Source organism: Paenibacillus xylaniclasticus (genome assembly GCF_004001065.1).
Lineage (GTDB): Bacteria > Bacillota > Bacilli > Paenibacillales > Paenibacillaceae > Paenibacillus_T > Paenibacillus_T xylaniclasticus.
In genome coordinates, this window is the sequence record NZ_BIML01000025.1 from 47075 (window position 1) to 59066 (window position 11992).

At 52.2% G+C, this 11992-nt stretch carries 12 protein-coding genes; 4 read left to right on the plus strand and 8 right to left on the minus strand.

What is annotated here, in order from left to right; all coding sequences use genetic code 11:
- A complete protein-coding gene (locus tag PXY01_RS17940; protein ID WP_127571835.1) occupies positions 1-2307 on the minus strand; it encodes a (Fe-S)-binding protein in 2307 nt (768 codons plus the stop codon).
- A 341-nt stretch (positions 2308-2648) separates the two neighbouring features.
- On the opposite strand from PXY01_RS17940, the gene PXY01_RS17945 reads away from it, so the two are divergent.
- Positions 2649-3410 (plus strand): electron transfer flavoprotein subunit beta/FixA family protein, encoded by a 762-nt coding sequence (locus PXY01_RS17945; RefSeq protein ID WP_127571810.1) that lies wholly within the window; start codon positions 2649-2651, stop codon positions 3408-3410.
- Positions 3411-3456: 46 nt separating this feature from the next.
- Positions 3457-4443, plus strand: coding sequence for an electron transfer flavoprotein subunit alpha/FixB family protein (locus PXY01_RS17950; protein WP_127571812.1), 987 nt, complete (start codon positions 3457-3459; stop codon positions 4441-4443).
- A gap of 69 nt (positions 4444-4512) precedes the next feature.
- Here PXY01_RS17950 and PXY01_RS17955 read toward each other — a convergent pair whose 3' ends face one another.
- Positions 4513-5718, minus strand: coding sequence for a transglutaminase domain-containing protein (locus tag PXY01_RS17955; protein ID WP_127571814.1), 1206 nt, complete (start codon positions 5716-5718; stop codon positions 4513-4515).
- Between the two features lie 362 nt (positions 5719-6080).
- On the opposite strand from PXY01_RS17955, the gene PXY01_RS17960 reads away from it, so the two are divergent.
- On the plus strand, positions 6081-6434 hold the full coding sequence (locus tag PXY01_RS17960; RefSeq protein ID WP_127571816.1) for a DUF4870 domain-containing protein: 354 nt from the start codon (positions 6081-6083) through the stop codon (positions 6432-6434).
- A 92-nt stretch (positions 6435-6526) separates the two neighbouring features.
- Here PXY01_RS17960 and mgrA read toward each other — a convergent pair whose 3' ends face one another.
- The gene (mgrA, locus tag PXY01_RS17965) at positions 6527-7525 is read right to left on the minus strand and encodes an L-glyceraldehyde 3-phosphate reductase (RefSeq protein ID WP_127571818.1); all 999 of its coding nucleotides are present in this window, start codon (positions 7523-7525) and stop codon (positions 6527-6529) included.
- A 145-nt stretch (positions 7526-7670) separates the two neighbouring features.
- Between mgrA and PXY01_RS17970 the strand changes: the two genes are divergently transcribed.
- Positions 7671-8489, plus strand: a complete 819-nt coding sequence (locus tag PXY01_RS17970; RefSeq protein WP_127571820.1) for an AraC family transcriptional regulator — start codon at positions 7671-7673, stop codon at positions 8487-8489.
- 46 nt (positions 8490-8535) lie between these two features.
- Here the strand turns inward: PXY01_RS17970 and PXY01_RS17975 are convergent, their stop codons facing one another.
- The 5 genes from PXY01_RS17975 to PXY01_RS17995 form a co-directional block, all read right to left on the minus strand.
- Positions 8536-9435: an S-layer homology domain-containing protein gene (locus PXY01_RS17975; protein ID WP_127571822.1), complete on the minus strand. Its 900-nt coding sequence runs from the start codon at positions 9433-9435 to the stop codon at positions 8536-8538.
- A gap of 409 nt (positions 9436-9844) precedes the next feature.
- Positions 9845-10066: a ribonuclease toxin immunity protein CdiI gene (gene cdiI, locus PXY01_RS17980; RefSeq protein WP_127571824.1), complete on the minus strand. Its 222-nt coding sequence runs from the start codon at positions 10064-10066 to the stop codon at positions 9845-9847.
- 425 nt (positions 10067-10491) lie between these two features.
- A complete protein-coding gene (locus PXY01_RS17985) occupies positions 10492-10848 on the minus strand; it encodes a hypothetical protein (protein ID WP_127571825.1) in 357 nt (118 codons plus the stop codon).
- Positions 10845-11051 (minus strand): SDR family NAD(P)-dependent oxidoreductase, encoded by a 207-nt coding sequence (locus tag PXY01_RS17990; RefSeq protein WP_127571827.1) that lies wholly within the window; start codon positions 11049-11051, stop codon positions 10845-10847. The genes PXY01_RS17985 and PXY01_RS17990 overlap by 4 nt, the downstream gene beginning before the upstream one ends.
- A 269-nt stretch (positions 11052-11320) precedes the next feature.
- The gene (locus PXY01_RS17995) at positions 11321-11902 is read right to left on the minus strand and encodes a VanZ family protein (protein ID WP_127571829.1); all 582 of its coding nucleotides are present in this window, start codon (positions 11900-11902) and stop codon (positions 11321-11323) included.
- Between the last annotated feature and the right edge of the window lie 90 nt (positions 11903-11992).

Below are 11992 nucleotides of genomic sequence, written 5' to 3' on the forward strand. Positions count from 1 at the left end.
TTAATGTTCGCCCAGTACGGATACAGCCAGCAGCTCCGCCACATCACGAGCAGCGACCCCTTCTCGCTCCAGCTGGCGGAGACCATCCTCCATCATCGTCAAGCAATACGGACAACCGGAGCCGATTACGGTCGGTGAGACAGCCAGCGCCTGCGTCACTCGCGCGACATTGACTCTGGCGCCTGTACGCTCCTCCATCCACATCATGCCGCCGCCCGCTCCGCAGCACATCGCATTACGGCCGGAGCGCTCCAGCTCAGCAAGCTCTATCCCCGGAATGGCTCGAAGAATGCGCCTTGGCGCATCATAAATTCCGTTATAGCGCCCCATGTAGCAGGAGTCGTGATAAGCCGCACGCTCCACAACGCGGTGTACCGGCAGCAGCCTTCCTTCCTCCAGCAGCTGGGCTAGCAGCTCCGTATGATGGACGATCTCCGTATCCGGGTGAAGACCGAAGTCCGGATATTCATTGCGCATCGCATGATACGTATGCGGACAAGCTGTCACGATGCGGCGAATGCCGTACCGCTTGAGCGTCTCGATATTGTCCCTGCACAGCTCCTGGTACAGCAGCTCATTGCCAAGTCTGCGCGGCGTATCGCCCGAATTGCGCTCCTCCGCGCCGAGCGCCGCAAACTTAATGCCTGCCGCATCGAGCAGCCGAATGAACGCGAACAGCACTCTGCGGCTCCGAATATCATAGGCGCCCATCGTGCCCGCCCATACGACCCAATCCGGGCGCTCGCCCCGCTCCATCATGCTGCGGACCGTCTCCACCGTAATGCCCGTCTGCTCGGCACAAGCCTCCATCCAGGCTGCACGGTCTGCTCGCGGCAGCCCCCATGGGTTGCCTTGACGCTCGATATTTTGCATAGCCCGCTGCCCTTCGGCTGGCAATCGTCCTTCCATCAGTACGAGATAACGGCGCATGTCGATAATTTTGTCCACGTGTTCATTGCCAACCGGACATTGGTCCTCGCAATTGCGGCACGTCGTGCACGACCACAGCTCCGCCTCTGTCATAACCCCGCCAATTAACGCAACTTCAGCAGCGCTGCCTCCCGGTTCCGCAGTAAGCTGCCAAGCCTCCGCCTGCGCCTCCATCGTCGGGGCGATCGACGTATCCGCCGCGCTGCGGCCGCCGCTCCATACCGGCAAAGAAGCGCCCATCACATGGCAGCTGCCTGCGGCCCGACCGTTCGTCACCGCAGCGGAGCCGCCCGATGCCCACACCCAGGCGGGAACATAAGCGCTTCGCTTCGTCATGGCAGCACCCTTTTCCGTCAAATGGTCACGGAGCTTTACGATCAAATGCATCGGTGACAGCAGCTTGCCGGTATTCGAAGCCGGGCAGACGTTCGTACACCGCCCACATTCGACGCAGGCGTATAGATCGAGCAGCTGCTTACGCCGAAAATCCTCAATGTTACCAACGCCGAACGACTCGGCCGACTCGTCCTCCAGATCGATCGGCTCAAGCTTGCCGACCCTACCGCCGCGGCGCAGCCATAAATTCGCTGGGGCAGTGAGAAGATGAAAATGCTTCGACTGCGGCACATAGACCAGAAAAGCCAGCAGCACGAACAGATGCAGCCACCACGCTGATTCATAGGCGGACGCAGCCGCTCCCGGCGTTACGCCGATCTGTCTAAGCAGCTCCGCAGCAGCTGAAGAAATCGGCGCATATGCCGCGTCATGAACCGTAGAGGGGTCGGCAATCCGCTCGAACGCAAGCGTCAGCAGCACCGTCACGCAGATGCCGCCGATGAACAGCGTGACAACGGCTGGCCTCCAGCCTCGTTGGAGCCGCTGAAGCCGCTCGACATACCGCCGAAAGACACCGTACAGAATTGCAACCAGCACGACGGCAACCGTTGCCTCCTGCATATACGAGAACCAGCCGGGACGGGCGTACGGCAGCGAGTAGCCGGCTAGCCCTTTCCAGATCAAATCCAGCGCCCCGAACTGCAGCACGATAAAGCCGTAGAACAGAAGCAAATGCATAATGCCGCTCCGAATATCGCGCAGCAGCTTCCGGTGACCGAATATTTGTGCGCCAACGCTTCCATCGGAATGATACACGGCCGCTCCGGCTCGATTGTCCCCTTCCGCTGAGCCGATTTCACCGCGATTGTCCTTACGGCTGTCTGCGGGAGCCTCCCTACTGCCTTGCCGTGGAGGAGGACGAAATGTTCCCCGGCCTAACCGCATATAACCGATACGTCTTACCGCTGCCTGCACGAACCAGCCGACAGCCGTTCCCGACACGGCGGCAAACAGCACCCACTTAACCGCGCGAATGACCATCTGCTCTGTCAACGCAGCACCGCCCCCTTAGTGCGACTTCGTCATTGGACAAGTTATTGAAGCGCTTTCATTACGGCGCGTTGTTCCAGTATATGAGTCCCTTCCCGCGAACATGCGTCGGCGATCGCGGGTGAGTAGCATCTTGAACAAGAACGCTGTATCCCCTTTGATTTCCCTAATGGAACCGAGCTTCCGCTAGTCTATTCGAATGATATAAAACATATCGTAGCACTGATGGACACGAATACGAGGAGTATTAAGACAAGAGAACGCTTGGCAATCTTACCGCAGGCACAACATCGGCCGACGGATGAAAGGCCCGGTATGAGGAGGCGAACAGGATGCACATCGTCGTGCTCATAAAGCAAACGTTCGACACAGAGGAAAAAATCGTCGTCCGAGACGGTCAGGTGACATCGGACGGCGTTAAGCTCATCATCAATCCCTATGACGAGTACGCTCTGGAGGAGGCGCTGCGGCTGCGCGAGAAGCACGGCGGCTCGGTAACGGCTATCGCCTGCGGGCCGGAGTCGTGCGCGGAGGCGCTGCGGACCGCGCTGGCGATGGGGGCCGATGAGGCGATTCGCATTGAGCCGTCGCCTGGCGACGACAGCGCTTCAATTGCCGCCGCGATCGCAGCATGCATCCGGCCGCTTGCGCCCGATCTGCTGCTTGCCGGTCTGTTCGCCGTCGATACGGGCGCAGGCAGCGTCGCGCTGCAAACGGCCGAGCGGCTTGGACTGCCGCATGTATCGGCAGCGGTGCGCGTCGAGATAAGCGGCGGGAAGCTGATCGCCGACCGGGACGTTGAAGGCGACGTTGCGACCGTCGAGGTTCCCCTGCCTGCGCTCGTGACGGCACAGCAGGGGTTGAACGAACCGCGATATCCGTCGCTGCCCGGCATTATGAAGGCGAAGCGCAAACCGCTGCGCGTCACAAGCCGCGCTGAGCTGGCAAGCGGTCCTACAGCGCCCGTCACGGAGCGGCTCTCGATCGAGGGCGTCCCGCCTCGTTCCGCCGGCAAGCGGCTTGGCGGCGGTTCGCCCGCTGAATTAGCCGCCGAGCTGGCTCGACTGCTCCGTGAGGAGGCCAAAGTGCTGTAATCGCACCTCCTCTTCCCTAAGACGAAACTAAGGAGGCCATCAACCGATGAGCATACAATGTCTAGTCTACGCGGAATGCAAGGACGGCCGGCTTCGCCGCGTCGCGCTGGAGGCGCTCGGGGCGGCGCGGCGTATCGCCGAAGACGGCGCCGTGCACGCCTTAGTCGCCGGCGCGGACAGCGCGGCGCTGGCCGAAGCAGCCGCCGAGTTCGCCGCCTGCGGGGCGGACGTCGTCCATGTCGTCGACGACCCCGCCCTGCGCAGCGGCGCGCCCGAGGCGGTGCAGGCCGCCATCGCCGCCGCAATCGAGGCGGCGGCGCCGGACGTGGTGCTGCTCGGCCACACCGCGCTCGGGCGCGAGGTCGCGCCGCGCGTAGCCGCAGCCATCGGCGCCGGCCACGCGGCCGACGTCACCGCCATCGAGCATAGCAGCGATGGCGGCATTGTGTTCGCGCGGCCGCTCTACGCTGGCAAAGCCGTCGAGCGGCTGCGCATCGTGCCGGGCGCACCGTGGGTCGTGTCGGTGCGCCCGAACAATCTGCCGCCGGCTGAGACGCAGCCAGGCGGCGCCCCCGGCGCGGTCAAGGCGCTGCCTTACCGCGCACCTAAGCTCTGGACGACGGTCCATTCCGTCGTCCGCCGCACAACCGGCGCCGTCGACCTCGCCGAAGCGGACGTCATCGTCTCCGGCGGACGCGGCGTGCGAAGCGCAAACGGCTTCGCTCCACTGCAGCAGCTCGCTTCGGTGCTCGGCGGCGCAGTAGGCGCCTCCCGCGGCGCATGCGACGCCGGCTATTGTGATTATGCGCTGCAGATCGGGCAGACGGGCAAAGTTGTCACGCCGCAGCTGTACATCGCCTGCGGCATCAGCGGCGCGATTCAACATCTTGCCGGTATGAGCGGCTCCCGCGTCATTGTCGCTGTGAACAAGGATGCTGACGCTCCTATTTTCGGCGTAGCCGATTACGGCATCATCGGCGACTTGTTCGAGATCGTGCCGCTCCTAACCGACGAATTCCGCCGAATGCTTTAAAGAAGAAAAAGCTCCCCTTGCGATTGACGATCATTCGTCTATTGCAGGAGGAGCTGTCTGTTCTATTTTCTAGAAAGAATCCAGCCGTATCATTTTCTTATCATCGGTGTAGACGTTGAGCGTGCTGTGCGCACCGTCCTCCGCGACATAAAAACCGGCGAAGTTCCGATCCCTGTCCGTGAACGTGTATACCGTTTCAGGGCTGCTGCCGTCCAAGTTACTTTGGATTACATTTAATGCGTAAGGCCCATCGTAGGAGACTATCGATTGGGTATAATAAACCTTATCGTTAAACACGATAAAATTGTTCGATACCGTCTTAGATAAGATTTGATCGTTCGAGCCGTCGAGCGACATCCTCTTGAGGCCCCCGATTGTCAAATAATACATCTTTCCGTTATAAACTTGCGGTGTTCGATATACATAATCTTCTTTCGGAGCGATACGAACCGCTTTCGATTTGTTTCCGATCGGATAACGCATAATAGTCCCGCCCACGACTTCATCATACGTCTCATTCTTATAATCGATATAGAAAGCATTGCCGATACGGTTGTAATACGCATATTTGTCGCTCGTCGCATACGTCTTCATACTCCATTGATGATCCCGTTTCATATCCTGGTCTGGCAGCAGAAAATAATGAAACTGTCCGCCGACATAGCCGTCCCCCCACGTCGTATCGACGTGATAGTAAAGCCCTCCCAGCTTAACGAGGTTCCACATATGCGGTTCTGGCCGTGAACCGTTCGTCCCATATCCGGATATCGTTTTGTTCTCTATGCCGATCTTCGTAAGCAACAGCTGAAAAGCCTCCGCATAACCTTGGCAGACAGCTAAGCCGTTAGCTAGCGCCCCCTTACTCGTATAGCCGAGCGGGTCACCTCCCGTTCCTTCGTACAACGGATAATCGTAAGTCACATGCTCGGTCAGCCTCTGAAACAGATACATAAGCTGAGCAAGCGAAGTCTTCAGCTTCTTCGCTTCGGATACCCATACCTTCACGTTGTAGTCGCTTACCGCATTCTGCATGCAGCTGCGGACGCTTGGCGGAACGGCTTCATACTTGACGTTAGAGTTCGCTTTTACATACTTCGAATCGCCAAGATCATAATAAGTCACACCGTTGTTCTTCATTTTGTTGTACACCCGTTTCACCGTTCCGGTACCAAGTTTCACGTCAGAACTATACATCTCCTTCGATAGGCCGATCTGATAATAGACAGGCGCCGCCTGACCTTTGACCGTAATTTTACCTTGAGGAACGACCGTCATCGCCGGTTCATACCACTGTGAATCACACGATGACTTTCCTGATGTGTTCGCTGCGGCTGCCCGTACGCCGGAAGGGGCAATTTGAGCCTAAGAAAACAACGAGAATAATACCTAGCACAGCCCATCTGATGCGTTTCATTTTTTACCCCCATTATTTTCCAATCAATCTTGAAGTTAAGGCATATTATATAGGACACGATGAACGGCTGTAAATGCGTGATATCGCATCATGCCCGTCTCCAATCGATGCGAACAAAGCCGGAATAGCTTCCGACACAGCTGCATATCGTTCATCGATAGGCTACTATAAATGTCCGTGCTGCAGTTCCGCGCATCCGGACCATATCAAGGAGAGGATTACGATGTATCCTGATCATCTGTCGCGGGAAGACCGCCTGTTCGGTATGCTGTGCCATTTGCTTGCTTTCGTAGGAATCTTCATTCCACTGGGCTCCGTGCTTGGACCGCTTGTCATCTGGCTCATCAAGCGCGACCAATCGTCTTATGTGGATATGCAAGGAAAGGAATCGCTCAACTTCCAGATTAGCTTTATCATCTATCTCATCATCTCTACGATTCTCATCTCGGTCGTTATTGGTATCATTACTACGATCGCACTTCTTATCATCTGGGTTATTTTAACCCTTATCGGCACCGTGAAAGCGAATGACGGAAGCCATTACCGCTACCCTTTCACGATCCGTTTCTTGAAATGAATCGGCCTCCTCAAGCCCGTTACACGCGAGCAGGTGACAGCACCAGCAGACCACAAAAGGCCTGTACGTGACCGCACAGGCTTCTTTTTTGCTTAATTCGGCAGCGCCAATATATCCTCGATCCGGCGAAGCTCTTCTTCAGAAAATGCCAAGTTATTCAACGCCGCGACGTTGTCCTCAATCTGCTCGACGCGGCTTGCACCGATCAGCGCCGACGTTACGCGTCCACCGCGAAGCACCCAAGCAAGCGCGAGCTGCGCAAGCGACTGTCCGCGCTCCTTGGCGATGGCGTTCAACTGATGAACTTTGACCATCTTGCCTTCGGACAAGTCATTCGCACTGAGGAACACGCTTGCCCCTCCTGCACGCGAATCGGCCGGAATTCCGTTCAAATAACGGTCCGTCAGCACGCCGCCGGCAAGCGGCGAGAACACGATCGAGCCAATGCCTTCTTGATCGAGTACATCCTGCAGACCGTCCTCGATCCAACGGTTCAGCATCGAGTACGACGGCTGGTGAATAAGACAAGGCGTGCCCAGACGCTTCAGAATTGCCGAAGCCTCTGCTGTCTGCTCGGCTGAGTAGTTCGAGATGCCGACATACAGCGCTTTGCCGGAACGAACGGCATAATCGAGCGCACCCATCGTTTCTTCCATCGGCGTGTTCGGATCAGGACGGTGCGAGTAAAAAATATCAACGTATTCCAAACCCATCCGCTTCAAGCTTTGGTCCAGACTCGAAATCAAATATTTGCGGGAGCCCCAGTCACCGTACGGGCCTGCCCACATCCCATAGCCGGCCTTCGTCGAAATAATCAGCTCATCGCGATAGGGAGCCAAATCCTGCTTCAGCATACGGCCAAAGTTTTCTTCTGCGGAGCCGGGAGGCGGACCGTAATTATTCGCCAGATCAAAGTGGGTAATACCCAAATCGAACGCGCGGCGCACCATTGCGCGACCGTTCTCATACTGATCGACGCCGCCAAAGTTGTGCCACAGGCCAAGCGACAGCGCCGGCAGCAGCAGTCCGCTGCGGCCTGTCCGGTTATATGTCATAGAGTCGTATCTTTTATCACTGGCATAGTATACCATCTCAGAACATCTCCTTGTCTGTAATGGCATCATTGTAGCATTGTCATCCTAGTTTACCCAATATAAGAATGACGGAACAATATGGTATAATGTCAGAACTACATCAACGATTCTAGTGGAAATGGAAGAAGGTGAATAATAGAAGATGAGCAGTAAAGCCAGTCCTGCAGTAAACCAAAGCCGTGACGTCAAAATTTGTTATTGGGGAACACAAGCGTCAGAGCCCGGACAAGGCTGGGGGCCAGGCGTTCGGGACCATCATAAGCTGTTTTTTGTCCATGAGGGCAAAGGAACGTTGACGATTAGAGGTCAGATCTATAACGTAGAGGCGGGGTACGGTTTCTACACGCCAATCAATGAAATTTATCAGTATTCGTCAGATCTAGATGAGCCATGGCATTACAGCTGCATCGGCTTCTCGGGCACGATGATCGATGCGATTTTGCAGCGGACGTCACTTACGGTCAACCCGATATTCGACAATCCGCCGGGCATGGATAAAGACCGGTTCAGCCAATTTAATGAGCTGTCTGAGCGTCCGGGGGGCGATTTGCAAATGCAGGGTGTATTGTATGAGCTGCTGGCCGCCCTTGTCCGTCAGGCACCAGCTACCAACGACGCCGAGGAGGAACGAAGGCCTCGCGAGACGTACGTAAGGCGTGCCGTCGATTTCATTCACCGCCATTACGACGAAGAAGTGACGATTCGCCAGCTATCCGATTACCTCGGTCTCGACCGCAAATATGTAGCGACGCTGTTCCGCGAGGCGCTCGGCATACCGCCTCAGCAGTATTTGCTCCGCTACCGAATGGACAAAGCTTGCGAGCTGCTCCGCTCAACCAGCTTGTCGATTGCCGAGACAGCCCGCTCCGTCGGCTACAAGGACGCCCTGTTATTCTCGCGCATGTTCAAGAAGGTGGTCGGCGTTCCGCCAAGTCGATATAACCGATGCGAGCAGCCCTGAAGGGCTGCCCGATCGCTTCAATTTTTGCAGGTGTCCAATGGACGATTTACTTCCAAGAGATGCGAACTTTATAGTCTGCACCGTTCGTCTCGATCGTATACTCGCCAACCTGTACCGGACTATCTCCTAAGGAGCTAATGCTTGGAAAATTACTCGAGACGGAAGCCCATATCTGCTCTACTGTCGCTTCGCTCTTCGATGAGCCAAGCTTCACGTAGTTGTTCCCAACATAGACATCTTGAATATCCTCGAACTTGGTATAAATTTTCCCGCGATACGAAATGCCCTGAACATTGCTGGCGAAATCGATCAGCCGCTTCATCGTTACGATCGACTGCTCGCGCGTATATGGTTTATCCGGCTCCATTCCTGCACTGTTGCCTACAAAAATTTTCGCATTAAACGTAACGTCAGCAGCCTCGTGCGCCCAGCTCGGAATAGCTGCATAATCGATATAAGCGGCTTTCGTGTAGGATAATCCTTCGACCTTCATGGAGGACAGCAGATTACCCATCATGACGACCGCTTCCTTACGGGCAATATATCTAGTCGGTTCGAAAGTATGATCGGTTACACCGTTGACGATACCGAGGCTGTAGACCCGGTTGACACTATGCGATATCGAATCATCGAAGCGGAATTCCGGTATAATCCGTTCCAGTTGTTTCTGAGCTCCTGTAATGTAATAGATAACCTGTTCGGCAAGAGCCGCGTACTCTTCCCGCGTAATGTTCTGCTTATATTTGCCTTGCAGCTCCTTCGGGACAATCCCCTTGGCGATCATCGCCTTGATATCCGCTTGCGCCCAAGTAGAAGGCTTGTTCTCGTCCGTAGCTGCTAATGCTGTTGAAGCTGCACGAACCGGGGACGCTGTCCAAGCATGCAAGCTAGCAATCAGAATACATGCCAATAACGGCGCAGCTAAAATTCCTTTGATCCCTTTCATCTTCCTATCGCTCCCATCATCATCGTTCTAACTGTACTGCCCTGCTTCTGCAGCAGTTTCTTAAACATCGCAACCTCTCCTGTATTCGACAAAAAAATGATAATCGCCATGAATAAACCTGCCGTCTCATAAGTGGCTCAAGCCTGTATCGAAGCTTTCATTTATTACTAGTTCTAGTATACAGAATTATTACAAAATATTAACTCAAATTTCCTAAAATGGTCATAACTCAATCTAAAATGGCAATAATCGTGGAGTCTCGCCCTGGCATGCAAAGCTGAATTTGCATACTGTCGTTATCTCTCTCCAGCTTAACGGACGGTGCTTGATGCGCGGACGGTATCAATTATTTTAACCCATCAAACAATAGAATCTATTAACCCATCTCAACTTTCTCGGCAAAATTCCATTATGAGATATTGAACTTTTGTTTAATTTCCTCTAATCGAGCTTCAACCTCATCTTTGGCATTCGGATATCGAATTAAATAATCCGTGCTTGCTTCTTTTAAATAATAATAGAAAGCAGGATAATCCAATTCAATAGTCTGGTCTTCGTCTACTGCAGGGTAGTCAAAAAAATAACAAACTCCCGTCTCCCCAAAATACCCTTCATCCCATTCCTCTCCCATTCGTTGCGGACAATTGGCAGATAAGTCCTGACAATATGATTGTTCGAGCTATTTTTCCTAGAAGGTCCAATTTCTTTCCGTAAGTTTTCACCGCCTTTATCGAGGTGGCGTATTCTACAGTTGCTGGCATTTTCAAAAAACTGTGAGATAACGAAGATAACAAAAAACAGGTCAATCATGATGGTAACTGACCATAATTCGACCTGTTCGCTGTAACGGAATAGCGTTGTTCAGGCAGTAAAAATAAAGCGTTGATGTGCGTACAATCAAAATGACGAAATCTTCTTATGGGTAATACATGGGTTATATGTGTTATTGGTTGAATTATGGGGTCATTCGGTACTGGGTAGCCCCCCTCAATCATATAAAAAAGCACCAGTATAATTTCTACTGGTGTTCCCAAAACAATTACATAAAACTAGACTTTATTTTATTTCCGATAGCAATGTCCATCCCGTAAATTTCAAAATACGAAGAATCAATGGACGAATTTCTATTTCAGCCTCAGGATGTTGTAATCCTTCACTTTCTTCTGTTTCCGGTAATGTGTTGATTTCCCATCCTATTTCTTTACCCTTCCTAATCCTGATGAACACTCCCGAATGGAACTGCACTATTTCTTTTGCTTTTTTAATCAGTTCATCTGTGCTTAGGATTTCTGAGTATGGTCTTGGGAACAACACTTCGGATGGTTGGTTACTGCTACCAAATACATCAAAAGCAAACCAATGTCCTCCAAATTTCCCACCTCCGTAAGCATCAAACAGCCCCCACCTTGTCATAAGTTGAGAGCTGTTTGATTATTATTTAAGGTGAGTTGGAAAGCAAACGTAAAATTATGAGCTTGCAGTTTGGCTGCCGCTTCTTCTCCTTTCTCCTTGTTTCTCGCTCCTAGCAGAACCGTACACCCCAGACTGCCTAATTGCCGGTCCGTTTCGAATCCAAGCCCTCTGTTGGCTCCCGTAATCAAGCCTACCTTCTTCATTTGTACGGATATTTCTCCTCACCTATCCTTCTCTTTATTGAGCGGAATAATGACGGGCATCATCAAGCTGTTGACCATTGCATCGCTCATGTTACAACTTGGTGTAAACACCAAGTCAAGTGCATAGCGTAAGAGAGATCTAGCGCAGCAAATAAAAATCCCCGATGCCGGTAAGGATCGGGGATCTACTTCTATGTTGTTATGCCGACGGTATATACTCGTCGCAGAATCTACAGTAACCTGAAATCAGGAAACTACCCCGATCCCGGTCACATTCGATCCGCTCTTTTGGATGGAATAGTTGTAAGCGTTTTTTTTGATTTCTTATTTAAAAGTAAAAGTAAACAATATCCAAGTAACACACCTATGAAATTGAGCAACACATCATCTATGTCAATGCTACGATAATCATAATCAATAGCAGTATTTATTATATATTGAGTTGCTTCGATTCCAAATCCAATAGATATCGCGAGAACAAGCATTCTTTTTAAAGTAATTCTTTTAATGAGAATAGGCCATAAAAAACCGAAGGGAACACACATAATAATGTTTCCAACTATTTGTTTGAGGTAAACAGTAGGGCTAACGGAGTTAGTCAGTAATTCTATAATACTCTTAAGTGGAATAAAGTTATGGACACTAACCGAATTAGTTGATCTCAGATCTGATAATAAATTTTTTTGAATAGGAATCGGAAATAAAGTAATTGAAACTACTAATGTGATATGAAAAAGTATCAGGAATAAAACTGCATTAATAGATTGAGTCTTTCTCTTTAGAAAATTTAAAATTACAAGAATGAATATGGAAAAGACAAACAAAAGTACAATAGGTGGGGCTTGAAGCATGAGATATCTAGTCTCCCATCAGTAAAAAAAATTGAGCGGGTATTCACTGAAGAAGAGTACCCGCTTGATTTGTTTTTAAACATTATTCTC

Excerpts from the sequence above, each read along its gene's own strand:
- PXY01_RS17940 (WP_127571835.1), bottom strand. The coding sequence starts at position 2,307 with ATGGTCATTCGCGCGGTTAAGTGGGTGCTGTTTGCCGCCGTGTCGGGA.
- PXY01_RS17945 (WP_127571810.1), top strand. The coding sequence starts at position 2,649 with ATGCACATCGTCGTGCTCATAAAGCAAACGTTCGACACAGAGGAAAAA.
- PXY01_RS17950 (WP_127571812.1), top strand. The coding sequence starts at position 3,457 with ATGAGCATACAATGTCTAGTCTACGCGGAATGCAAGGACGGCCGGCTT.
- PXY01_RS17955 (WP_127571814.1), bottom strand. The coding sequence starts at position 5,718 with ATGACGGTCGTTCCTCAAGGTAAAATTACGGTCAAAGGTCAGGCGGCG.
- PXY01_RS17960 (WP_127571816.1), top strand. The coding sequence starts at position 6,081 with ATGTATCCTGATCATCTGTCGCGGGAAGACCGCCTGTTCGGTATGCTG.
- mgrA (WP_127571818.1), bottom strand. The coding sequence starts at position 7,525 with ATGGTATACTATGCCAGTGATAAAAGATACGACTCTATGACATATAAC.
- PXY01_RS17970 (WP_127571820.1), top strand. The coding sequence starts at position 7,671 with ATGAGCAGTAAAGCCAGTCCTGCAGTAAACCAAAGCCGTGACGTCAAA.
- PXY01_RS17975 (WP_127571822.1), bottom strand. The coding sequence starts at position 9,435 with ATGAAAGGGATCAAAGGAATTTTAGCTGCGCCGTTATTGGCATGTATT.
- cdiI (WP_127571824.1), bottom strand. The coding sequence starts at position 10,066 with ATGGGAGAGGAATGGGATGAAGGGTATTTTGGGGAGACGGGAGTTTGT.
- PXY01_RS17985 (WP_127571825.1), bottom strand. The coding sequence starts at position 10,848 with ATGACAAGGTGGGGGCTGTTTGATGCTTACGGAGGTGGGAAATTTGGA.
- PXY01_RS17990 (WP_127571827.1), bottom strand. The coding sequence starts at position 11,051 with ATGAAGAAGGTAGGCTTGATTACGGGAGCCAACAGAGGGCTTGGATTC.
- PXY01_RS17995 (WP_127571829.1), bottom strand. The coding sequence starts at position 11,902 with ATGCTTCAAGCCCCACCTATTGTACTTTTGTTTGTCTTTTCCATATTC.